Origin of the sequence: Psychrobacter sp. 1Y1 (genome assembly GCF_051847395.2) — a bacterium.
GTDB lineage: Bacteria > Pseudomonadota > Gammaproteobacteria > Pseudomonadales > Moraxellaceae > Psychrobacter.
Genome location: NZ_JBPYDF020000001.1, coordinates 404270 through 427464 on the forward strand (window position 1 = coordinate 404270; position 23195 = coordinate 427464).

Annotated in this window: 21 protein-coding genes; 18 read left to right on the forward strand and 3 right to left on the reverse strand. The window is 41.0% G+C overall.

What is annotated here, in order from left to right:
• The first annotated feature begins 208 nt into the window (after positions 1-208).
• A complete protein-coding gene (locus ACS8FA_RS15720; protein ID WP_439267372.1) occupies positions 209-1903 on the forward strand; it encodes a tetratricopeptide repeat protein in 1695 nt (564 codons plus the stop codon).
• A gap of 10 nt (positions 1904-1913) precedes the next feature.
• Here the strand turns inward: ACS8FA_RS15720 and ACS8FA_RS15725 are convergent, their stop codons facing one another.
• Positions 1914-2570 carry an IS1595 family transposase gene (locus ACS8FA_RS15725; RefSeq protein WP_522901982.1) on the reverse strand — a complete coding sequence of 219 codons (657 nt, stop codon included), beginning with the start codon at positions 2568-2570 and terminating at the stop codon, positions 1914-1916.
• Between the two features lie 56 nt (positions 2571-2626).
• Here ACS8FA_RS15725 and ACS8FA_RS15730 point away from each other — a divergent pair, with 56 nt between their 5' ends.
• From ACS8FA_RS15730 to ACS8FA_RS15755, 6 genes are all read left to right on the forward strand, one after another.
• Entirely contained in the window at positions 2627-3139 is a 513-nt protein-coding gene (locus ACS8FA_RS15730) for a hypothetical protein (protein ID WP_439266443.1), read from the forward strand.
• 212 nt (positions 3140-3351) lie between these two features.
• Entirely contained in the window at positions 3352-4479 is a 1128-nt protein-coding gene (locus ACS8FA_RS15735; protein WP_371548567.1) for a phytanoyl-CoA dioxygenase family protein, read from the forward strand.
• 160 nt (positions 4480-4639) lie between these two features.
• Positions 4640-5755, forward strand: coding sequence for a capsular polysaccharide export protein, LipB/KpsS family (locus ACS8FA_RS15740; protein ID WP_522901983.1), 1116 nt, complete (start codon positions 4640-4642; stop codon positions 5753-5755).
• A 115-nt stretch (positions 5756-5870) separates the two neighbouring features.
• The gene (locus ACS8FA_RS15745) at positions 5871-6764 is read left to right on the forward strand and encodes a UTP--glucose-1-phosphate uridylyltransferase (RefSeq protein WP_371548563.1); all 894 of its coding nucleotides are present in this window, start codon (positions 5871-5873) and stop codon (positions 6762-6764) included.
• Between the two features lie 3 nt (positions 6765-6767).
• Positions 6768-8447 (forward strand): glucose-6-phosphate isomerase, encoded by a 1680-nt coding sequence (gene pgi / locus ACS8FA_RS15750; protein ID WP_439266447.1) that lies wholly within the window; start codon positions 6768-6770, stop codon positions 8445-8447.
• Positions 8448-8484: 37 nt separating this feature from the next.
• A complete protein-coding gene (locus ACS8FA_RS15755; RefSeq protein WP_439266449.1) occupies positions 8485-9870 on the forward strand; it encodes a UDP-glucose/GDP-mannose dehydrogenase family protein in 1386 nt (461 codons plus the stop codon).
• Between the two features lie 101 nt (positions 9871-9971).
• On the opposite strand, the gene ACS8FA_RS15760 is transcribed toward ACS8FA_RS15755, so the two are convergent.
• Positions 9972-11459, reverse strand: a complete 1488-nt coding sequence (locus ACS8FA_RS15760) for a phosphohexomutase domain-containing protein (protein ID WP_439266451.1) — start codon at positions 11457-11459, stop codon at positions 9972-9974.
• Between the two features lie 138 nt (positions 11460-11597).
• On the opposite strand from ACS8FA_RS15760, the gene mazG reads away from it, so the two are divergent.
• The 8 genes from mazG to yjgA all read left to right on the forward strand — a co-directional run bounded on the left by mazG (position 11598) and on the right by yjgA (position 19214).
• A complete protein-coding gene (gene mazG, locus ACS8FA_RS15765; protein ID WP_439266453.1) occupies positions 11598-12479 on the forward strand; it encodes a nucleoside triphosphate pyrophosphohydrolase in 882 nt (293 codons plus the stop codon).
• Positions 12463-12837, forward strand: coding sequence for a ComEA family DNA-binding protein (locus ACS8FA_RS15770; RefSeq protein WP_439266455.1), 375 nt, complete (start codon positions 12463-12465; stop codon positions 12835-12837). The genes mazG and ACS8FA_RS15770 overlap by 17 nt, the downstream gene beginning before the upstream one ends.
• Before the next feature lie 166 nt (positions 12838-13003).
• Positions 13004-15223, forward strand: coding sequence for a polynucleotide adenylyltransferase PcnB (gene pcnB / locus ACS8FA_RS15775; RefSeq protein WP_439266457.1), 2220 nt, complete (start codon positions 13004-13006; stop codon positions 15221-15223).
• A gap of 1 nt (position 15224) precedes the next feature.
• A complete protein-coding gene (gene folK / locus ACS8FA_RS15780; protein WP_439266459.1) occupies positions 15225-15746 on the forward strand; it encodes a 2-amino-4-hydroxy-6-hydroxymethyldihydropteridine diphosphokinase in 522 nt (173 codons plus the stop codon).
• A 119-nt stretch (positions 15747-15865) separates the two neighbouring features.
• Positions 15866-16666 carry a 3-methyl-2-oxobutanoate hydroxymethyltransferase gene (gene panB / locus ACS8FA_RS15785; RefSeq protein ID WP_439266461.1) on the forward strand — a complete coding sequence of 267 codons (801 nt, stop codon included), beginning with the start codon at positions 15866-15868 and terminating at the stop codon, positions 16664-16666.
• A gap of 66 nt (positions 16667-16732) precedes the next feature.
• Entirely contained in the window at positions 16733-17635 is a 903-nt protein-coding gene (gene panC, locus ACS8FA_RS15790; RefSeq protein ID WP_439266463.1) for a pantoate--beta-alanine ligase, read from the forward strand.
• Positions 17636-17686: 51 nt separating this feature from the next.
• The gene (rapZ, locus tag ACS8FA_RS15795) at positions 17687-18652 is read left to right on the forward strand and encodes an RNase adapter RapZ (protein WP_439266465.1); all 966 of its coding nucleotides are present in this window, start codon (positions 17687-17689) and stop codon (positions 18650-18652) included.
• 49 nt (positions 18653-18701) lie between these two features.
• Positions 18702-19214 (forward strand): ribosome biogenesis factor YjgA, encoded by a 513-nt coding sequence (gene yjgA, locus ACS8FA_RS15800; protein WP_057757930.1) that lies wholly within the window; start codon positions 18702-18704, stop codon positions 19212-19214.
• A gap of 200 nt (positions 19215-19414) precedes the next feature.
• On the opposite strand, the gene ACS8FA_RS15805 is transcribed toward yjgA, so the two are convergent.
• Complete coding sequence (locus ACS8FA_RS15805; protein WP_102091399.1) at positions 19415-20035, reverse strand: thiol:disulfide interchange protein DsbA/DsbL; 621 nt, start codon at positions 20033-20035, stop codon at positions 19415-19417.
• Between the two features lie 505 nt (positions 20036-20540).
• On the opposite strand from ACS8FA_RS15805, the gene ubiG reads away from it, so the two are divergent.
• The 3 genes from ubiG (at position 20541) to ACS8FA_RS15820 (ending at position 23058) form a co-directional block, all read left to right on the forward strand.
• Entirely contained in the window at positions 20541-21368 is an 828-nt protein-coding gene (gene ubiG / locus ACS8FA_RS15810) for a bifunctional 2-polyprenyl-6-hydroxyphenol methylase/3-demethylubiquinol 3-O-methyltransferase UbiG (protein WP_439266467.1), read from the forward strand.
• A gap of 67 nt (positions 21369-21435) precedes the next feature.
• Positions 21436-22146 (forward strand): HAD family hydrolase, encoded by a 711-nt coding sequence (locus ACS8FA_RS15815; protein ID WP_101204604.1) that lies wholly within the window; start codon positions 21436-21438, stop codon positions 22144-22146.
• 75 nt (positions 22147-22221) lie between these two features.
• On the forward strand, positions 22222-23058 hold the full coding sequence (locus tag ACS8FA_RS15820; protein WP_397476647.1) for a YciK family oxidoreductase: 837 nt from the start codon (positions 22222-22224) through the stop codon (positions 23056-23058).
• The last annotated feature ends 137 nt before the right edge of the window (positions 23059-23195 follow it).

The following is a 23195-nucleotide window of genomic DNA, read 5'->3' on the forward strand; positions in this document are numbered from 1 at the left end:
GTTAGTTCTTATATATTCATCAGTGGAAGTCAATCAATTAGTGCTTTCACGAGAGAATTAATAAACTCTACTTTTCTTAGGTTGATTATGGTGAAACACATTCTTAAGAAACATTAAAATTATTAATGCTGCTATATGCTGAAATAAACGTACATCATCAAAATCAATTAAAATTTAAGAAATTAGGTAGTTTTACGGAGTATTAAGAATGAGTCATGATAAGAATATCATAGCGAAAAAACAAGACAGTGTACCTACTTCTTACGATATAAAAGACGACGAAAATATTTATTTCAATGAGGTTGATGAAGGCCTAACATGTAAAGTTGAACCGTCTTATAAATTATTACTTTCTCTTGCACAAGAGTTAAAGTCAAAAAAACAATACCAAGATGCTAAAAAAGTATTTCAACAAATCTTCGAAAAATATCCTGAAAAACCTCAAGGTTTACGAGGGTTGATTCAAATTTCTCAGCAGACTAATGACTGGCAACAAGTAATCAAACTAACAAGTCTACTTATTAATAAATTTCCTGAAATATGTCAAGGTTATTGGGCTAAAGGTAATGCCTATTTGAAACTTAAAAAACATACTCAGGCAAAAAATCAGTTTGAACAATTACAAGCACTTTTCCCAAATGAAATATTAGGTACAGTTGGATTAATAAAATTAGCAAAAGAACATAATGACTTGCAGCTATTGGTTAAGTTGATAGAAAATTTTATCGATACTTTCCCAAGTATTTGGAATAGTTACTGGTATGATTCAGATATGAAGAGTAAAATGCATATTGATTATATAAGTGCATTACTAGATACAGGGAAAGTTAATAAGGCAGAAAGTATAGCCTGTCATTTCCAAACTATTTACCCTGAAAGTATTTCAATACATCATGCCTTGATTTTAGTATATCAAAAAAAACAAGAATATAACAAATCATTCAATAATTTTGAATTATCTTTAAAGCTAACTGACAATAGCCTTATCAAGAAAGATATAATTATATTATCTAAAGTTACCTTTATGAAACTAAGGTTTTTTAGTGAATATGAAGTCCTAATTAATGAGCTGATGGAGAGCTTCCCTAATCGAGTAGATGTACTAACAGCTTGGTTAGAACTACCTGTCCTAGGTCTGCCTTTAATACGGTCTTGGGAAATTGATATTAAGAAGCTTGATGAGATATTAGATAGAAAGCCAAATCATATAAAATTTTCAGATGAACGTGCAAGTTTACTACTTTCTACTGGTAGACTGAATGCGGCTGAAATATTCTTACGTGAGCAGATTCAAAAACGTCCACGCCATTTAGGTCTCAATAGAAAATACTGTATTTGCGCTCATCATAGAAAAGACTGGAAAGAAGCAGAAAATAGATTTGATAATTTTTACAAGATTTTTCCGAATGATAAATCTGATGTGTTCTTTTATTATATACATGTTTTGTACAAACTTAGTAAATTTGATAAGCTGCAAGCTGAGTACAAAAAGTTTAATTCAAAAAGATTTAAGAATTTTGATAATTTTGATGCACTAGATGAGCTGCAAAGCAATTTACTGCTAGGTAACTATGAGAAGGTGGAAGACCTAGATGATTACAACCACTATAAAGTAAAAAACAAGTTTGAACACCTTTATAAGGAAGAAAATCTATCTATAAAGAAAGTTATAAATAACCCAAAAAATGAGGTTTTATTTGTATGCCTTGGAGGCATACATGAAAATGCACCAAAACAATATGCGCTAAACAAGTTCGAGAATACAAATTATTTTGATAAAACTATTAGTATAAAAAAAGACAACCATTCATTTCAAGGGCTGGCAGATAAGACAACGCAATTTAATTACTTACTAATAAATGATTTTAGTAGCAGCTACTGTTTAATAAAAAAGGGGCTGTAGTAGATAAGGATTAAATATCACACCATTTTCTCAAGGTTTTCAGCTGATTAGATGGTGAGCCATAGTTGAATCTAAACTCGCACTCTTTTAAAAACAAATGGAAGTTCTTCTTATTAATCCCATTATACTTTCTGAGTGTTCGTTTGGACTGATTCCAGAAGTTCTCAATGCCATTGATGTGATTGTTCTTACCGCAAATGAACTCTATAGAGTGATTGACTCTGAAATGTTTAAACTCACTCACATCTAATGCATTGTAACTTCGATAGCTATCCGTATAAACAAAGCTGTCAGGCTTGATTTTACGCTTAATAACAGGCATTAGGGTAGTCTGTTTGGTGTCTGCTACGACAATGGTATAAACCTTACCGTTTCGTTTTAGAATACCAAATACAGCGGTTTTACCAGCAGCCCCGCGACCTCTTTTGCCTTTGCGTACACCGCCAAAGTAACTTTCATCTAATTCGACCTCACCATCAAAAAGCTCATCAGCTTCTAATGAGAGATGGCAATCTATCACAAGTCTTATTTTATGATAAAAAAGTGCAGCAGTATTAGGCTGAATATCAAGCAAATCTGCGGCTGTTCTAGCAGTCACTTCAGCCGTAAAAAACTCTAACAGCCTTCGCTGTGCTTTTTTACTTAGTTTACAACGGGTTATCTTCATAAAAGTAGTCTAGCATAGTGCTTATCTACTACAGCCCCATAAAAAAAGATAAATTTTTGGAGAAAATTGAAAATAGTATTAAATCTATAGATCACAAATATTTAGTGTGTATTGGAAGCTCTGCTGGTGCTTTTTCTAGTATTATGATAGGGCAATCACTAAAAGCTGATATTGTATTTGCATTTATGACAAGAACCCAAGCATTTTTTAGCCGATCTCACGAGTTTTATAGAGACCTACAGATTAGTACAAAATTATTTAAACCAAAAGATATTGATATTGGTTATATTCAATATAAAGACAAAGGATTTTATCCTAAGATTTATATGACTCTATGTGAAAATGAGCCTCTCGACATGATGTCTACATATAGTCTCAATAAAAAAGATCCAAATCTACATATTACTTATTGTCATAGTGATGTACATAATGTTATGAAATATTTAGGCGCAAAAAATGTGTACAGGGAAATAACAAAAGTAGTTGAAAAAGAATTAATGAATAAATTTAAATTACCAATGCAAAAAAATATCTTTGCGCATTTAGAAGGTTATAACTATAATAGTTAAAAGATTTAAGTACTCAATATAATTTAAAATGTTATCGAGTACACTATATTCACATAATTTCAAAAGCAATATTGACTTAAATAGAGCAGATATAATTGATTTTTCGATAACTTAACAGCTAAATGTTAACTATATTTTTTTTGTTAGAATATATTTGATTCGTTGTAATATCTATGATTAAAAAGTGATTAAAATGACTATAAGGATTATTGATGTATCAACCAATTGACAAGCTCCTAATTGAAGCTCGAGATTATAGTGTTCGACTTGAGGCCAGCGCTGCCCAAGATCTATCAATGAATCTTGACAATTATCTTAGCCCTTCTTGGACAGTGCGTAAGGTGCTTGAAGGCTATGAGCGCTATGCTAAGACAGGTATCAATGATGAGCTAACTTATATGCGTTTCCGAGAAGCTTTTAGTGAAACTGAAGGTAGTAGTAATCGTGTATTCAGTAATGTGATTGCTGATCATATCGGTAAGACAGAATATGACTTTTCGCAGACTATTTTTGGCGAAGACGTGGACGCTGCTAACACTGTTAAAACTGGTCTTTATCATCTTAAGCACCATGGCTTTTACAAAACAAAGCTTCAAGTACCAACTGAAATAGTTGAAAGCCTGAAAAATAAAGTTTTGAATAGCATGGAAGCTGACCATGGAAGTGATGTTGGAAAGGCTATTTTTGGAACGGACGATGCTCCTTTGCAGATTAAAGGGAAGCATGGTCCGCTAACTACGTTTGAAGAAATGTATGAAATTTCAAGTGACCCTATATTGTTAGCAATGGTTCAAGAGTATATGGGTGTGCCACCAATTTTCAACACTCCTGTCGCTTTCTTAAATTCGGCCCGTAAAGTCAAGTCACAAAGAGAACTTTCAGATACGGCACAGCTCTACCATCATGATATGCATCGCTTGCAGTTTGTGAAACTTTTCATATATTTAACGGATGTAGATATGGAGTCTGGTCCACATACATTGATTCCGGGTACACACCGTAATAGGCCTTCAGAAATGTGGGCAGACGGCCGGCATACAGATCAAGCGGTAATAAAATCAGGTCTTATGGAAAATGAAGTTAACATCACTGGTCCAGCGGGCACAGTTTTCCTTGTAGATACAAGTGCATTGCACAAGGGAGCCAACCCTATTAGCAAGCATCGTTTAATGGCACAGGTGCAATATACCAACTCACTATTTGGTAGACCTTGGCCTGAAACAGAGCGGAAGATTTCTCGTGTTGCAAGAAGTGAAAATAAAACATTAAATCAATCTGCTGAACTGGTCCGGAAATACGCCCAACGATCAGGTGTGCGTTTTATGCAGAACTATATTTAATATAAGTTTGAATAAAATTGTATTGTCAGGCCAGCTTTTGCTGGCCTGATGTTTTAGGATGAATTGAAGTTCGGCTATAGATTAAATTTTCAACTACATTATTATATAAAGTTTACGGGTTTTCGATTTTTAGCTATAGCAATTACTTAATAGGTTCTCAATGGTACTATATCGCTTGACCCGAAAGTTAGTATTAAATCCCAAGCAGTTCCTTATTGATTTTATCAACAATCGTAAACATCTTAGAGTAGATCCGAAAGATACTGTTTTTGCATTCAATATTAAGGAGTGGAAAAGACCTTACTTAGAGAAATTTTATCCAAATAAAACAATTGTATATATTCCTATAAACTTGAATGAGTCTTTACTTAAAAGAAAGTATCTGCCTCATATTATCGATAATAATATTGAGGTTTTGGTTTGGGGTATGACTTTACCTGAAATCATTAAAGACAGTAGTGCAAAAATTACATATGTCGAAGATGGTTTTATACGTTCAATAGGTTTGGGTTCTGAGCATACTCCACCTATGTCATTAAATTTTGATTCCAAAACAATCTATTTTAATGCACAACAAGTATCAGAGTTAGAAGATATCCTCAATAATTATGACTTTGCTTCAGATTTAGAGTTATTAGCCCGTGCTAGACGACTAAAAAGCACACTATTGAATACTGGCATAAGCAAGTATAACCATAGTTCTGATGTTGACATAAATAGTATCTATGGAGAAAAAACTAAAAAACGGGTTTTAGTTCTTGGACAAGTTGAGGATGACGCATCTATAAAATATGGTTGCGCAAGCCCGATTACAAACAATGACTTAGTACGTTTAGCAGTAAGTGAAAATCCTTCCTCTCAAGTTATCTACAAACCTCATCCAGATGTTTTGCTTCAAAAGCGTAAAATGCTTTCAGACCCAAAGGAGGTCGCCGATATTTGTGAGGTATTAGTAGATGATATTCCACTTGCACAGTCATTAGAAACAATTGATCATGTGTATACGATAACCTCTCAAGCAGGGTTTGAGGCGCTACTAAGGAACATATCAGTTACAACTTTCGGTTGTCCTTTTTATTCTGGTTGGGGTGTCACCGATGATCGTCAGCCAAACTTGCGGCGGAAAGTAAAGCGAACAGTTGAAGAGATTCTTGCTGCTGCCTATATCCTGTATCCTAAATATTTTGATTTTGATAAAAATGAAACAGTTGAAGTAGAAGACGTTATTAAAAAGTTATTGGCTGAGAAAGTGGCTTGTTCTGATCTTGAAGGCTAAGAAGTAGGAAGTTCAAGCGATATTTTAGTTAGGGCTTATTGGAGTTATTATTACTTTTAAAATAATGATATTCTTTTGAAAGATAAAACTTTTCTTAACAAGGTGCTGTATTTATATGATTGGACCTAACAACATCACTCACGCCGTTATTCCTGTCGCAGGCTTTGGCACCCGTATGCTGCCATTGTCGAAATCTGTGCCAAAAGAGTTGTTGCCGCTTGGCAATCGCCCTGCTATTCACTACGTGGTCGAAGAGGCTATCGCTGCTGGTATCAAGCATATTGTCTTGGTCGGTCATGCACAAAAAAGCGCGATAGAAAACTATTTTGATATAAATGCGGAGTTGGATAATCAATTACGTCATAAAGGCAAAGATGAGTTGGCTGATAGCTTAAATTGGTTGCCAGAAGATGTGACTGTGTCGATGATACGTCAAGGTAAGGCGTTAGGTTTGGGACACGCAGTACTGGCAGCGCGACCAATCATTGGTGAGCATGACTTTGCCGTATTATTGCCTGACGTCGTGCTTGATCCATTTACCATTGATATGTCTGCTGATAATTTGGCCTTTATGTTAGATGCCTTTGCTACAGATGGTCACTCACAGATATTGGTTGATCAAGTAGCGGATGAAGACGTACATAAATACGGTATTGCTCAACTAGATGAAAAGCTTAGCAATACTAATGATATTAATGAAGAAGTAAATACTAACGCCAGCTTTAAAGTGGCTGGTTTTGTAGAAAAGCCCAATTTAGATGATGCTCCTTCAAATCTGGCTGTGGTAGGGCGCTATGTATTTAGTAACCATATCTTTGATTACTTAGCCAATACTAAAGCATCTGTCGGTGGTGAGATTCAGCTGACAGATGCGATTGATGCGCTCATTAGTGAATATGGTGTCCATGTCACAACTATGCGCGGCAATAGCTACGACGCAGGCGATATGCGTTCATATATGCAGGCATTTATCTACTTTGCTGAACAGCAATTAGCAGATGATGAGTAGCTGATGAATGAGATAAAGGGCGATAAGGCATATAGCAGTGCTCGACATTCTAAATACTGGCAGCAACTACAAACGCTTGCAAAGCATCCGTGGTCGCTTGCACAGTTATTTGCGCAAGATGATAAGCGTGCCAAGCATTTCAGTGTGCAGACTGGAGCGCTGTATATGGACTTTAGTAAGCAGCGTATCGATCAGACAGTATTGTATAACTTACTGAGTTTGGCCGATAGTTGTGAGCTGGATGCTCGTATTGATTCGTTACTACAAGGGGCGATGGTAAATACCAGCGAGCAGCGTGCTGCATTGCACACAGCATTACGATTGCCAGAGACAGCGATATTACAAGTCGATGGACAAAATATCGTCGCTGATGTACATCATAGTTTGGCACAAGTAGCACGCCTATCTGAGCGCGTGCGCAATGGTATATGGCGCGGGTTTTCGGGCAAGGCGATCACGGATGTTGTCAATATTGGGGTTGGAGGTTCTGATCTTGGTCCACTCATGGCAACTACAGCGCTTGATGAATGGGCAGATACCAGTATTGAGGTGCATTTTGTCTCCAATATGGACGGTACCCAACTTGATAATCTACTCAAGCATCTAAATCCTGAGACCACATTATTTATTATCTCTTCCAAATCCTTTGGTACGGTTGATACTTTATCAAATGCCAAGACAGCATTATCTTGGCTACTTGCGACGGCAAAACTCCGTGCAGGCACAGAAGATAGTGTATTGCGTCGACACTTTATCGGCATCTCAGCCAATAGTGAAAAAATGAGTGCTTGGGGAATTCATCCTGAGCATCAGTTGCAGCTTTGGGAGTGGGTCGGCGGTCGCTTTTCTCTATGGTCGGCGATTGGCCTTGCCATTGCTATTCGTATTGGTATGAGTGGCTTTAAGGCATTATTAAGTGGTGCTCATAGTATGGATGAGCATTTTGCACAAGCTGACTTTGCCGACAATTTACCCGTACTGTTAGGCTTGCTGGCAGTTTGGAACAGTACTTTTTTACAAGTAAATGCGCATACCGTATTGCCTTATGATGGCCGATTGGGCTATTTGCCGAGTTATCTTACCCAGCTAGAGATGGAGAGTAATGGTAAGTCAGTTACTCGGAACGGGGATCATATTGACTATGATACGTGTCCAATTCTATGGGGTGAAATCGGCTCAAATGCGCAGCATGCATTTTATCAGCTGCTACACCAAGGCACGCAGCAGGTTTCCTGTGACTTTATCGCTTGTGTACGTCGCTACGGTGATGAGGCGCGAAACTCCTCATTGCAACAACAGCACGAGTTGTCTTTAGCCAACTGTTTGGCGCAAAGTCGAGTGCTGGCATTTGGTAATGCTGCTGTAACAGATCTGGTCAATCCACAGACAGTTTCCGAAGCAGACAAATATAAGTACTACCGTGGTAACCAACCGTCAACCACATTACTGATTGATGAGCTGACGCCGCATAGCTTAGGAGCATTGATAGCGCTCTACGAGCATAAGGTCTATGTCATGGCCAGCATTTGGGATATCAATCCATTTGATCAATGGGGCGTCGAGATGGGCAAGCAAATGGCAGACTCCGTACACCATGCTATGCAGCATATCCAGAAAGACTCTCAAGGTCTATTCGATACATCTACTGACCAATTACTACAGCGTATTAAGCAGCTGTCTTAGTAGTATTGATACGTCAATAATATAGGAAAGCACTCTCATGGAGACGGCTCTAGATGGTAGCCATATGAATAAAAACAATAATAAGTCTGAACCAAACCAGTTAACTGATGCCGCAGTTTGTGTGCTTATTGGTCACAGCATAGAGGCGATTACCAGTGCAGTGGTGCTGGCAAGTCTCGGTCAGTGTGTGCATCTTTACGCAGACAAGGCGCTACTGAAACAGCAGATACAACAGTATGGTTTTGAGCATCACTTGCAGGCATTATGGCAAATGTATGAGCAGCAGAAGGTCATTATCAGTAAGGAATTACCAGCTAGTGCCGATATGCTAATAAGAGGCTATGAAGCAGCTGGTCATAATGAAACTGATGTTCAAAGTACGGTGACTCTTTACTGGTTGTTTTTAGAAAGTATTAAGCCTGTGTGGACAGAAGAGAGTTGGATTACCGCTTTTAATCGAAGCCATCAGCAGGCGCTACCTGTGATTATGAGCGGCATTGAGCAATTAGGCTATGTAGCCGATTTGGCTCAGCGTTTACAGCGTGCTTGGGTCTATTATGTGCCATTTGTATTCTTACAAGATGGCGATGCGTATAGCTCGATGTTGAATCCTTCGTTATGGCTACTGGGTGAAAAGACAGCAAGTAGTAGCCAGCACTTAGATGTCTTGAAGCCTTTAATGCAGCATGCACGCGCCACTCATCATGCTGATATCGCAACGATAGAGTTTGCTCGCAGTAGTATCATGGCGATGCTAGCAACCAGAGTGAGCTTTATGAATGAAATGTCACGTTTGGCTGATAGTCAAAATGTCGATATTAGTCAAGTCAGTCGTATCATGGGACTGGATGAGCGGGTAGGCAGTAGTTATCTAAAAGCAGGGTGGGGCTTCGGTGGTAATACTTTGCCCACTGAGCTGGCTAAATTGCAACAATCAAGCCACACACACAGTTTAGATATGCCTTTATTACAATCTATTGTGCATATTAATGAAGATCAAAAAGAGCTGATATTCCGCAAATTTTGGCAATATTTTGATGGGTTTATTGATAATAAAACGGTTATGATTTGGGGTGGTAGTTATAAGTCAGGCTCAGGACGTACCGCTGGTTCAGCTATACATCCGTTGTTAGCATTACTGTGGTCTTATAATATTCGAACACTGGTTTATAGTGACAAGGCACAGCACGAGCTTGCCGAGCTTTATCAGCAACAGCCATTGCTTGAGCTGATTACTAGTCCCTATCAACAGCTTTGCGATACCCATGCTATTTTTATCGTTAGTTGGTCATCACGAGATCAATTAGATATCGCCCAAATCAATCAACAAGCCATGCCCGTATTTGATGCGCAAAATGCCCTGACACGCTCACAAATTAATAGCTTAGTAGGTGACTATATGGGTATTGGTCGAACTAAATAGTTTGATTTAAGGTTTTCTGTGTATAGAAAAAAGGCTCGCTAATACTCATTAGCGAGCCTTTTCGACTGACAATCAGAATTATTTTTACTGGGCTAATGACTTTATGCTGGTACGGCACCTTGCGTTGCTAGCCATTGCTGAATTTTTTGAGTTTTAGCAGCCAGTAACAGTTGCTCACCGCGACTTTCGATATTCAATCTGATAAGCGGTTCGGTATTCGATGCTCGCAAATTAAAGCGCCACTCTCCAAAATTCAGACTTAAACCATCAAGTGTCGATTTAACTGGTTGCTCGTTGCTGAATTTATCTTCAATAGCGCTGATAATTGTTGGTGCGTCATAGGTTGTAAGACGAAAGTTTAGCTCGCCTGAGCTGGGATAGGCGGCGATATAGCCTGTGACCAATTCAGACAGTGTTTTACCAGTGATAGACAACAGCTCAATGGTCAATAACCATGGAATCATACCACTATCGCAATAGAAGAAGTCTCGGAAATAGTGATGGGCAGACATTTCACCGCCATATACAGCGCCTGAGTCGCGCATGACTTGCTTGATAAATGAGTGTCCAGATTTACTAATGACAGCCCTACCATTATGTTCTTCTATCACTGCTTCGGTGTTATAAATTACTCGTGGGTCATAGACGATTGATTCATTCGGGTATTTGTTTAAAAAAGCTTGAGCGAGCATACCGACGATATAGCTACCATCGATAAATTCGCCACGTTCATCAAATAAGAAGCAGCGATCAAAGTCACCATCAAAGGCGATGCCAAGATCCGCGTTATTTTCCAAAACGGCTCGCTGGGTAGCCACTCTATTGGCTTCAATCATTGGATTGGGGATGCCGTTAGGGAAGCTACCATCTGGTGTATGATGCAATTTAATCACTTCAATCGGTGCATCTGCTTGTGCTAATTTATCGATTAATAAATCGACCACAGGACCTGCACTACCATTGCCTGAATTAACGACCAGTTTGAGTGGTTTTAATTTATCAGTATCAATAAAAGTCATAACATGATCGATGTACGCGCTTTTATCCGTCAATAACTGCAATTTGCCTGATTGATTATCCGTAGTGAACTGCCCAGATTCTGCCAGTGCTTGAATCTCTGCCAACCCATCATCAGCGCTGATTGGTTTTGAATGTTCTTTAACCAGTTTTAGGCCATTATAATTGATAGGGTTATGACTGGCAGTCACTTCGATACCACCTAACGCCTGATAGTGACTGGTGGCAAAATATACTTCTTCGGTACCACTCATGCCCAAATCAATCACATCAACGCCAGCATCCATCATACCAGTGATAGCGGCTTGTTTTAATTGCTCACTAGAGTGGCGAATATCACTACCGATAACGATAGCAGGTTTTAGAGTTGCTATATCATCGGCTTGAGTTTGAGCCGCTGCCTGATAACGTTGATATAAAATCTGTGCAAACGCGCGCCCGATACGGTAGGCAATCTCTTCATCGAGATTGACCCCAAGCTCACCCCGAATGTCATAGGCTTTAAATGAGCTGATAGTAATAGGGTCGAATGTCGCAGTTGGTTGATAGCTGGTGGTCGCAGAAGTGGACATAATGATAAAATTCCTCGCGCATGAGCGGTGGTAAAATGAAGAGGTTAGTAGCACAATTATAAGCCAAGCCGTGTTCAATGATACACTAACTATTAGACGAATCAGCAAACAATACATAAAACGATAAGAGCCATCCTTATGAGTATTTCAGACAATAAAGTTACCGTGCCTAAGCCTGTACAAGGAACACCAGAAGCCACTGGCCAGCTTGATGATTTGTTAGCGTTGATGGCACGACTAAGGACAGACTGTCTGTGGGACAAAAAGCAAACCAATCATAGCCTTATTCCTTATGCCATCGAAGAGGCTTACGAGCTAGGCGAAGCGGTACAAAGCGACGATGATGAAGACATCAAAGGTGAGCTTGGGGATGTGCTGCTGCAAGTGGTATTTCATTGTCAGATGTATGCGGAGCAAGGGCGCTTTGATATGAGTGATGTTATTACGACCTTACAAGAGAAGTTAGTTCGCCGTCATCCACATGTGTTTGAAGCCGAAACGCTTAAAGACGATGCAGCAGTAAAAGTACGCTGGGACGAAATCAAGCTTGAGGAGCAGCAGGCACGCGAAGCACGTGGTAAATCAAAGCGTCGCTTAGATCAAGTCAAAGCGGGTAGTGCTTTGATGCAGGCGCAGGATGTACAAAAGCAAGCGTCAACGCTGGGTTTTGATTGGGAAGGTATTGCAGGTGCCGTAGATAAGCTAGACGAAGAGATTGCTGAGCTAAAAAATGAGTTGATGGATAAACCTAACGAAGCTGCTAAATACAACATGAGCAAAGCAAATATCAGAGAAGTCGAAAAGGAATTAGGCGACTGTATGTTTGCACTCGTGAACGTTGCACGCAAATTAAATTTGGATGCAGAGACAGCAACCTTAACCTGCGTGCACAAGTTTAAATCTCGCTTTGGTTATATTGAAACGCAATTGGCTGCTACTGGCAAGCGTATTGAAGACAGCGATATAACAGAAATGGATGCACTGTGGGAAGCAGCGAAACAACATGAACGCTCATCGTAAATTTTCATTTGCCAGCTTACTGACGACCACCGCTTTTAGTCTCCTATTGTCTGTGGTCGCACTCAGTAATGCGAATGCAGATCCTTGTTTTGACGACCCTAAACGTGCCTATGAGTATTTAATCGCAAGAGAAAAAGCTGTTGCACAAGCGCGTGAGCAGAAAGTCATCAATATCAATCGAGCCAATGAAGGTGAGCTGGTTTCGTTAGATGGTATCGGTAGCAGTAAAGCGCAGGCGATAATTTTATATCGTGACATGTTTGGCGATTTTAAGACGGTGGATGAGTTAGCAAAGGTGAAAGGTATCGGTGCAAAAACAGTCGAAAAAAACCAAAGACGTTTAAGCGTGCGCGATTAATGACGGTGTTTTGCATTAATTAACCCCAATATTGACAAAATAGCATGTAAGTAAATGTCATAACACCCCCAGTAGGTCCAAAATTTGTTAAACTAGCGGGTACATCCGCCTGATAAACGCTGTGTTATTCAGGGGTAGTTAAAGAATACCGGCGAGGAGTAGATGCATGGCCGAGCGTGCCGCCAAGCAGTTAGAACTGAACAAATCTGAATTACCCAATTCCATTACTGAAGTGATTGCCACATTGACCCGTGCTGGGTTTGATGCGTATATCGTCGGGGGTGGTGTGCGCGATACTTTATTAGGTCTGCGCCCAAAAGACTTTGATGCCGTCACCGATGCCAAGCCACATGAGATTAAAGATGTCTTTGGTAAGCGCTGCCGCATTATCGGTCGCCGCTTCCAGTTAGCGCATGTGTATTCAGGTCGCGAGTTGATTGAAGTTGCTACTTTCCGTGGTCCACCAACCAGTGATGCTAATACCAATCAAGACGGTATGATTCTGCGCGACAATGTTTGGGGCGATATCCAGCAAGATTTCTCCCGTCGCGATTTCTCTATTAATGCGCTTTATTATCAACCGCTCAAAGGCATCGTCCATGATTTCTGCGGCGCGCTTGATGATATTGATAACAGAATCATTCGTCTATTGGGCAATGCGCCAGTACGTATCGAAGAAGATCCTGTGCGCTTGCTCCGTGCCTTACGTTTCAAAGCCAAGTTAGGTTTTCAGTTTGATGAAGCGTTGTCTGCGCAATTTAATGACGGGAACTGGGCGCTGCTTGAGCAAATATCACCGCATCGTCTCTATGATGAAACGCAAAAGATGTTTACCGGTGGCTATCTAGTACCCCTATTGCCATTATTGTTTGAATCAGGTGCGATTGATAGTCTCATTATCTATCCACCGTCTGAGCCAAGCGCTTTAGTCAATCAGGTAGCTATCAATACCGATAAGCGTATTGCAGCGGGCAAGAGTATCAACCCTGCGTTCTTCTATGCTGCCTTACTGTGGGAAAATTACCTACATCAATTGGCAAAAGCTAAGAAGCGCAATATGCCGTTTGCCGAAGCGCAAATGCATGCTGCTGGTAAAGTCATCGACCGTCAGCGTATCAAAACCGCTATTCCGAAATTTGCTGAGCAATTTATCCGTGATATCTGGATATTGCAGCCAAAACTTGCAGCTCCGCGTAGCAAACAAATTGTCCAGCTATCTGAGCATCCGCGTTTCCGTGCTGGCTTTGACTTTTTGTTATTGCGTGAGCAATGTGGCGATGCTGAGCATCCGCTATCAGAGTCAACCAACGATATGGGTGACTGGTGGCAGACGTATCAAACCTTGTCTGAACAAGAGCAGCAGCAAGCGATTGATGAATTTGACGAAAATATTCGCCGAGGTGCTTATAAAAAAGGGCAACGTGGGCGCGGACGTAATCGTCAAGAATCAAAAACACAGACTACTGATAACGTAACACCTAATCAGAACAGTACAAAGCAAAATAAAGCCGATGACCGTGCTGAAAAAGGTAGAAGTGATCAAACAATGGTAAATGATTCGTCAAATATTCCAGCTCGCCGCCGCCGCGCTGCCAGCCAACCTAAAGCTGGCCGCAACGACAGTAGCAGACACAATGTGCAGCAAGTAGAGCAAGACAATAACGAGCTTGCTCAGCTACAGCAGTTGTCTCTTGCTAATAACAAACAATCGGCAAGTCAACAGGTAAAGCCTAAGCCATTATTTGTTATCGAGCACGAGAATGTTGTGCCGCCATTGCAGAAGCAACTGTCAGCTGACGATACGTCGAAGCGCAGCAAAGCACCTGTACGAAAGCCAGCATCAACCGATCAAGATGCACCACAGCAAGCGGTTAAGTCTGAACGCTTAAATAATGTTCAGCCGTCTAATACTGACCAGCCAGAAGCTCAGGCATCAGCTAGACCAACTCGCTCGATCGCAAGATCACCTGCGCTAGTCAGTATGAATAATGAGCCGATCCCACACAAGCGTCGCCGTCGTCAACCTACTGTAGATAGTACGAGCAATATCGAAATACAAGGCAATAGCGATGCGAAGGGCAGTAATGGCAAAGCACAGCCAGCAGCGAAGTATGCGAAAAAAGCGCCTAAACCTGCAATGGAATCGACTGATAAAAGCGATACTAAAAGTGTAAAGGTAGCAGCTAGCAAGGCAGTAGATAGCAAAGACGCTACAAAAACTGCTGCACCTGCGAGAGCCAAGAAATCGGTGAAAGCAACTACTGCAAAGGCTGCTAAAGCGAAGCAAGATACGAATGATCAGATGCCTGCTGTGAAAGTCACTGATAACAAAGGCCCTGTACCATCGAAGCGCCGCCGCCGTCAGCCTAGTACTGAAAGCGTATAATATGGATAACAGTACAGATAATAGTAACTGGGTTACCTGTTATGTGGGCTTGGGTAGCAACCTCGCTAATGAGCTAGGTTCGCCTGCCGATCATTTGCAGCAGGCGCTTGCAATGATGCAAGCACATGAGCAGGTACGTGAGGTAAGTGTATCTTCTTTTTACGCTTCAGCACCGATGGGTCCGCAAGATCAGCCGGATTTTATTAATGCAGTAGCTGGTTTTGAGACAACGTTTGCCCCTTATGAGCTGCTTGCTTTTTGTCAGCAGTTAGAGAGCATGGCCAAGCGGGCACGTTTGCGCCGTTGGGGTGAACGTAGTCTGGACGTTGATATTTTGCTATACGGTGAGATACAGATTACTGATCCAACACTGACAATACCGCACGCTGGCTTAAGTGAGCGCAATTTTGTCTTAATACCACTGCGAGAGGTGGCACCAAATTTAACCATCGCAGGTAAGTCGATAAGTGACTATTCACAAAGTCGTGATTGGACAGGTTTAACATTACTATCAAGCGATTGATTATAAATAACTAATGCTAAGTAATAGGTGATTGGGATATTGGTCTAAGAAATCTCAATCATAGCTAGAATAGTAGCAATATTGATAATCAAAGGCATTGCAGATTAATTGAGGGTCATATGACGACATTATCTACTCTAAATAAGTTTAAAAAAGAAGGTACCAAGTTCACTTGCTTGACCTGTTATGACTCGATGTTTGCACGAATGATGGAAAAAGCCGAAATTGATACGATTTTAATTGGGGATAGCTTGGGTATGGTTGTACAAGGCCATGACTCGACACTACCTGTGACAGTCAATGATATGGCTTATCACACTGCCAATATTGCTCGTAGCAACAAACACGCGTTGATATTGGCTGACCTGCCGTTTATGAGTTATGTGACACTACCAGAAGCCGTTGCTAATAGCCGCACGCTAATGCAAGCAGGGGCGCATGTCATAAAAATCGAAGGTGGTAGCGAGCTGTGTGAATTGGTAACGACCTTGGCGCAAGCAGGTACACCAACTTGTGTGCATCTTGGTTTGACTCCGCAATCAGTCAACGTATTTGGCGGTTATAAAATTCAAGGTCGCGGTGATGAAGCAGCTGACAAACTACTTGCAGATGCCAAGGCAGTCGTCGATGCTGGTGCTGCATTACTAGTACTAGAGTGTGTTCCAGCTGCGCTTGCAAAAGCCGTTACTGAAGCTGTTGCCGTGCCAGTCATTGGTATTGGTGCTGGAGCTGATACTGATGGTCAGGTATTGGTTATGCATGACATGCTAGGTATGGCGCATGGCCGAGTGCCACGTTTTATCCATGATTTTTTAACAGATGAGCGTAATAGCGCACACAGTATCGAAGGTGCTTTTGCGCTCTATCAGCAGTCAGTACGCGAAGGTAGCTTCCCGTCTGAGCAACATCAATTTAGCTGATTTTGACGTTATTAAAGTTATTTAAGCTATTGAACAACAGAACGTTTGAATAGAAGAAAAGTAATCATGTCTCCAATTATTTATCATGATATCTCGTCATTACGTGAAGCGCTTCAGCCTTATCGTGGCCAGCAAAGTGACAGACAAGACCGTCAGCAGCGCATTGCGCTAGTACCAACGATGGGTAATCTGCATGACGGTCATCTCGAGCTGGTAAAAATTGCCAAGCAGCATGCAGATGTAGTGGTGGTCAGTATCTTTGTTAACCCTACTCAGTTTGGCGTTGGGGAAGATTTTGACAGTTATCCCCGTACGCTAGATGCAGATGTGGCTAAGCTTGCGACAGTGGATGCAGATTACGTGTTTGCACCTAGTATTGATGCAATGTATCCAGTATTACCACCACCTACTGCTGTATTGGCTGGTGCCATTGCCAATCAGTTATGTGGTCAATCACGTCCTGGACACTTTGATGGTGTGGGCATTGTTGTCTCCAAGTTATTTAATATTGTGCAACCAGATGTGGCAGTATTTGGACAAAAAGACTATCAGCAGCTTGCTATCATTAAGCAGTTGGTACGTGACTTGAGTTATCCTATTAATATCATTGGTGCGCCTATTGTTCGTGCTGATGATGGCTTAGCGCTATCATCGCGCAATCAATACTTAAGTGCAAATGAGCGTCAAGCTGCCCCTGTATTACATCAAGCATTGCAAGAATTAGCGCAGAGTTTGAAAAGTACGGCTCTTAGTCAGCAAGCATTTGATAAGCTATTAGTAGAGACGCGGACACGTATTAGTGACGCAGGTTTTATTATTGATTATCTGGAAATCAAGACTGAGGAGTTAGGTTCTGTCGTAAGTGACTCTAAAACCTTTAATACAGAGAACAAAAATATCGTTATTTTAGTCGCAGCATGGCTAGGAAAAGCGCGTTTGTTGGACAATCAATCGGTAGCGGTAAATTAGCTTTTATGACATAGCAGTAGACTAGATATAATAGACTTGGATGAGTAGATCATGGGTGTAAGTCAGGATCAAAATAGTAATGCGGCAGCAACAATAGCGGATCAGACGTCTACGAATAAGCTCAGTATATTGGTGGTCTCAGGGCGTTCAGGATCTGGTAAAACCTCAGTATTGAATATCTTAGAAGATCTAGGCTATTACTCTATTGATAACCTACCGCTGTCTTTGTTGCCTAATGCTGCTCATAAACTGGTCAATGAAAGCGGCATTTATCGTATTGCGCTGGGTGTCGATATTCGAACGCCACGTGCTGATTTATCTAACTTTGCGGTGACGTATGCTTCTCTCAAGGAGACTTATGGGTCTCATGCGGTACAGATTTTATATGTGACTGCACAAGAGAGTACGCTGATAGCTCGTTTCAATGCGACGCGACGCGTACATCCGCTAATGTCACAAGATATTGATAGTGATAACGCTAAGCATATTGCCTTTAATTTACCCGCTGCTATCAAAAAGGAAGTTGAGCTATTAGAGCCAATTGCTAGTCACGCTGATATTAGGATTGATACCAGTAGCCTAAATATTCATCAGCTCAAAGACAGCTTGCGTGAACACATAGGTATGGACAACCAGATTGTCATCAATCTACTGTCTTTCGGTTTTAAATACGGTAGTCCTATCGATGCTGACTTTGTATTCGACGTTAGAATTCTACCGAATCCGCATTGGAACCCTGAATTACGTGACTCGACAGGTCTGGATACTGAGGTAGGCGCATTCTTCTTAGATTATCCAGAAGTAGCAGAAATGATGGGTGATATTGATAAGTTTTTGACCCGTTGGCTACCAGAGTTTTTGCACAATAACCGTCATACGGTCACGGTTGCCATAGGCTGTACGGGCGGCAAACATCGCTCTGTTTTTATCACTGATCATCTACAACGCCGCCTTGCTGAGGCCATGCCTAAAGGCGTGAAGGTATTGGCAAAACACCGCGAAAAAAGTCGTTGGTAATGATATCAGACACTATTTAATTTATTAATTATTATTTTGGAAAGCTTTTATGATTGACTGGAAAGAACAGGATATGCGCGTTTCGCGCACAGAACTCAAAAAAGCCCATGAGCGCTTGCAGCAATTATCTATACCGCTTGCTAGCTTATCGAAAAAACAGCTAAAAGCCTTACCTGCCAGTGATTATTTTATGGCGGAGCTAATGGCATTGGCTGATATTACTAGCGCCAATGCTCGTAATCGTCAGACCAAACGTGTTGGCAAGCTTATGATTGAAGAGAATCGTCATGAGCTGATAAAGGCACTATTTGATGCCTTTTTTCCTAAAGAGCAAGTCTCAAAAATAGAGAGTTGGTACGAGCGTTTAAACATCAATGATGAAGGTACGCTCAAGCAGTTTGTGAAGCAATATAAAGCTTCTGAGCACCACAGTATGTATCAGTTACTATTGTGGATAGAGTATGCCAAACACATGCAAGATGATGAGTTGCTAGCAGAATCTAAAGCAGATTTGGCAAGCTATATACGTGAAGTGGCTATTTTATCGCAGCTGAAGAAATAACATCTATATACCAAGCTTGAAATCTATTAATTAGAATTTTATTAGTTGAAAGATTAGTAGTTAAAAAACGGGTGATTAAAAGGCGTATAGCTAAAAGGTTAAGATGCAAAAAAGCCAATCAATTTATGATTGGCTTTTTTATGCACGACATACAGATATGCTGTACGTCATGTGAGTTATTCAAGTACTTATGGCTCGAATTATTTCTTTTCAGCGCGGGCTTTGTCGACCAAGTAGTCGACGACTTTAGGTACTTTAGCACTCTCACCAGTGACTACATATTTGCCTTGCACCACCACAGCTGGTACGCCAGAAAGCTGATAACGTTTAGCGCCTTCTTGTGAGCGACCAATTTTTGTACCAACGGCAAATGAGTTATATAGGCTGTTAAATTTCTTTTCATTCACGCCTTTTGATGCATACCATTTGCTCAATGATGATTGATCAAACAGTTTTTTACCATCTTTATGGATAGCATCAAATAATGCAGAATGAGTTTTGTCTTCGAACCCTAAAAGCTGAGCCGCATAAAAACCGCGTGCATTGGCTTCCCAAACAGGGTTAAGTGCCGCTGGTGTTTTGAAGAATACGACATCTTTGTCTTTAGTCTTTGCCCATTTTTCCATATGCGGATCAAGCACATTACAATGTGGGCAACCATACCAAAAGAATTCACGAACAATGATAGCATCACCGCTGATTTTCTCTGGGTTGTCTAGCACACGGTAATCTTTTCCAGCGACATAGTCTGCAGCTTGTGCGCCCATAGAGGCAAGTCCAATGGCCATGGCTAGACCAGTCAGTGTGATGACACGTTTCATACTTTATCCTTGAGGTGTGGAGACTTAGAATGGGTTAAGAGGTTTGTGTCTATATGGTTGTTAAACATGTGACACTCTAAAATATATAGCTTTTAAAGCGTCTAAACCAGACAGTGTCGAGTATAATCGAACAATAACAAAGTATCGACTATGATAACGTAAAATGTATGTACTTGTGAATCGCATTCTTAACCGATAGTTGTAAAGCTGTTAGCTAGTATTTAAGGTATATTGCTTGTTACTTTTTGAATCTACTGTTTCTCAAGTGTCTGCTTTATTTCTATATGGAACTTAAGAGATTCAAAAGTATCAGAATGCGATATTGTCACAAGGATACGTATCTTTTCTATATCAAGATACTGCCCAAAAAACAGGGTAAAGTTTAAGCCTATTCACAATCGCTGACGATGTGCTTACGACAAAACTGCTACTCTCATGCTAATATTAAGCACATAATCGTGCACTGTAAACGATAATAACGATAGTGACAATCAAGGAATATACCATGAGCTCAGCTTTAAATTCTTCATCAACTTCGAGTGATCAAAATAACAATAGCACTTTCAATAATACAGAGTCTAACACCATCAACGTGGATCCTAGCGAAGTCGAAAAATTTAATAACTTGGCGAGTGAGTGGTGGAGCAATACAGGTGCCTTTGCAACGCTACACGAGATCAATCCATTACGTCTAAATTGGATAGAAGAAAACATCAAACGTGGCTATCAAAACGCTGCTAATAAAACCGCTGAGCAAGGACTTTCTGGCAAAAAAGTACTCGATGTAGGGTGCGGCGGCGGAATATTGTCAGAATCTATGGCACGCCGCGGTGCTGATGTGACAGGGATTGATTTAGGTACAGAAAACCTAAAAGCTGCTGCGTTACATGCAGAGCAAAGCCAGTTAGAGAGTACGCTTCGTTATCAGCATATACCCGTTGAAGAGTTGGCAAAAACACAGGCTGGTCAGTTTGATGTAGTGACTTGTATGGAGATGCTAGAGCACGTGCCAGATCCTAGCTCGATTGTGCAGGCTTGTTATGAGTTACTGGCTCCTGGCGGCGTCTGTGTGTTATCAACGATTAATCGCAATCCTAAGTCTTATCTGTTTGCCATCGTTGGTGCAGAGTATGTGCTACGATTGCTTGATCGTGGTACCCATGACTATGCCAAATTTATTACGCCAGCAGAATTAGACAAAATGGCACTTAATACTGGATTTGTTCGTCAGGATATTATCGGTTTGCATTATAATCCGCTGACCAAACGCTACTGGCTTGCCCAAAACGTCGATGTTAATTATATGATAGCCGTACAAAAGCCATTGGTTTAATGCTGCACGCGGCCATTTATTTGCCGTACTTTCACTAAACACGTCATCAATCTCAAGAGCATTCACTATGACCCAATTTGTAAAAGCTGTTTTATTTGACCTTGATGGGACATTAATCGATACTGCTGCTGATTTTGTTCGTATCATTGGTAAAATGAGTCTCGAAAATGATTGGCAGGCACCGCCTGAAGCGGAAATCCGTGAGCAAGTCTCTGCGGGTGCCTCAGCCATGGTGCAATTGATGCTAAGACATAATGATCAACTCGAAGTCAGCGAAGAAGCGTTGCTTGAGTTTCGTCAGCAGTTCTTAGATGATTATGAAGCAGATATCTGTGTCGATAGCTGCGTGTTTCAGGCGCTTGAAGCGGTACTGACTGAACTTGAAGCAAAGGGTGTGCCGTGGGGTATCGTTACCAACAAGCCGCGTTATTTAGCCGAAAAGCTATTAAGTGAGATGCAACTGGATCAACGCTGTGCGGTTTTGGTCTGTCCAGATGACGTATCACGTACCAAACCAGACCCAGAGCCAATGTATATGGCGCTAGAAAAACTTGGTATTCCGCGAGGCGCGGCAGGCTGCGTACTCTATGTCGGTGACCATGTGCGTGATATTGAAGCTGGCAACGCCGCTGGCATGCCCACGATTTTGGCCGCTTATGGATATATTCCACCTGAAGATCAAAAGTCTTTGAAAAAATGGGGCGCCGACTATATTACGGATACACCTGAGCAGTTAAATAAATTACTGCTATCGTCTGGTAAATTTGAGTATTTATAGACTGCTATATATCACCAGATTTACAACCATAAGCACATATCCTCAACGATTTAATGATAAGTAGTGAGCAATGCCATGAGTGACAATAATAACCAACCAGTCGACCCACAAGACAATAAACAAACTGTTCAAAGTCCTATTCAGCCTTTGACTCATGATGATATTCGTAGCTTTGTACCGTCCAGTAATTGTCTAGATGGTAAGACTATTTTGGTAACAGGAGCAGGTGATGGTATTGGCCGCGTTGCGGCACTGACCTATGCTCGTTATGGCGCCACTGTCTTATTGTTAGGACGCACTAGCAGCAAGCTTGAATACGTCTACGATGAGATTGAGAGCCTTGGAGGTAAGCAGCCTGCTATGTTGCCAATGAATCTAGAAGGGGCGACTTACGCCGAAATGCAACAGCTCGAAGGGCTAATCAATAAAGAAGTTGGCCAGTTAGATGGCATATTGCATAATGCTGGTGTATTAGGACAACTGACGCCGCTTGAGATGTATGACGTCGATACTTTTGCCCAAGTGATGAAGGTCAATTTTACAGCGACCTTTATGCTGACTCAAGCGCTATTACCGCTATTAAAAGATGCTGATCATGGCTCTGTTGTCTTTACCTCTAGCACTGTAGGTACACATCCTCGCGCATTTTGGGGTGCTTATGCACTTTCCAAACAAGCAGTAGAAGGGATGAGTGATATCTTTACTCAAGAGACGCAGAACACTACCAATCTACGTTTCAACTGTGTCAATCCGGGTGGTACTCGTACCAACATGCGCGCACATGCGTATCCAGGTGAAAACCCTATGAGCTTAAAAACACCTGAAGATATCATGGCAGGCTACGTTTGTCTGATGAGTGATGAGAGCATTGGCGTACGTGGTCAAGTGATTGAGTTACAACCTAAAGATTAGTAGCAAAGTTTGTGAATTGATCACGTCATTCTTTATGGATGATTTTATACACTATCGCAGGTTGCAATTAACCATAGCTAGCCCCATCTATTTGTTATTAAAGATATTTATATTGTCTAATTATAATGAATGAAAAA

Coding starts and splice junctions, on each gene's coding strand:
- ACS8FA_RS15820 (WP_397476647.1), top strand. CDS start 22,222: ATGAGTGACAATAATAACCAACCAGTCGACCCACAAGACAATAAACAA.
- ACS8FA_RS15770 (WP_439266455.1), top strand. CDS start 12,463: ATGAACGCTCATCGTAAATTTTCATTTGCCAGCTTACTGACGACCACC.
- yjgA (WP_057757930.1), top strand. CDS start 18,702: ATGATTGACTGGAAAGAACAGGATATGCGCGTTTCGCGCACAGAACTC.
- ACS8FA_RS15805 (WP_102091399.1), bottom strand. CDS start 20,035: ATGAAACGTGTCATCACACTGACTGGTCTAGCCATGGCCATTGGACTT.
- pgi (WP_439266447.1), top strand. CDS start 6,768: ATGAATGAGATAAAGGGCGATAAGGCATATAGCAGTGCTCGACATTCT.
- ACS8FA_RS15725 (WP_522901982.1), bottom strand. CDS start 2,570: ATGAAGATAACCCGTTGTAAACTAAGTAAAAAAGCACAGCGAAGGCTG.
- ACS8FA_RS15760 (WP_439266451.1), bottom strand. CDS start 11,459: ATGTCCACTTCTGCGACCACCAGCTATCAACCAACTGCGACATTCGAC.
- panC (WP_439266463.1), top strand. CDS start 16,733: ATGTCTCCAATTATTTATCATGATATCTCGTCATTACGTGAAGCGCTT.
- ACS8FA_RS15745 (WP_371548563.1), top strand. CDS start 5,871: ATGATTGGACCTAACAACATCACTCACGCCGTTATTCCTGTCGCAGGC.
- ACS8FA_RS15740 (WP_522901983.1), top strand. CDS start 4,640: ATGGTACTATATCGCTTGACCCGAAAGTTAGTATTAAATCCCAAGCAG.
- ACS8FA_RS15735 (WP_371548567.1), top strand. CDS start 3,352: ATGTATCAACCAATTGACAAGCTCCTAATTGAAGCTCGAGATTATAGT.
- pcnB (WP_439266457.1), top strand. CDS start 13,004: ATGGCCGAGCGTGCCGCCAAGCAGTTAGAACTGAACAAATCTGAATTA.
- ACS8FA_RS15815 (WP_101204604.1), top strand. CDS start 21,436: ATGACCCAATTTGTAAAAGCTGTTTTATTTGACCTTGATGGGACATTA.
- ubiG (WP_439266467.1), top strand. CDS start 20,541: ATGAGCTCAGCTTTAAATTCTTCATCAACTTCGAGTGATCAAAATAAC.
- ACS8FA_RS15720 (WP_439267372.1), top strand. CDS start 209: ATGAGTCATGATAAGAATATCATAGCGAAAAAACAAGACAGTGTACCT.
- folK (WP_439266459.1), top strand. CDS start 15,225: ATGGATAACAGTACAGATAATAGTAACTGGGTTACCTGTTATGTGGGC.
- ACS8FA_RS15755 (WP_439266449.1), top strand. CDS start 8,485: ATGGAGACGGCTCTAGATGGTAGCCATATGAATAAAAACAATAATAAG.
- panB (WP_439266461.1), top strand. CDS start 15,866: ATGACGACATTATCTACTCTAAATAAGTTTAAAAAAGAAGGTACCAAG.
- mazG (WP_439266453.1), top strand. CDS start 11,598: ATGAGTATTTCAGACAATAAAGTTACCGTGCCTAAGCCTGTACAAGGA.
- rapZ (WP_439266465.1), top strand. CDS start 17,687: ATGGGTGTAAGTCAGGATCAAAATAGTAATGCGGCAGCAACAATAGCG.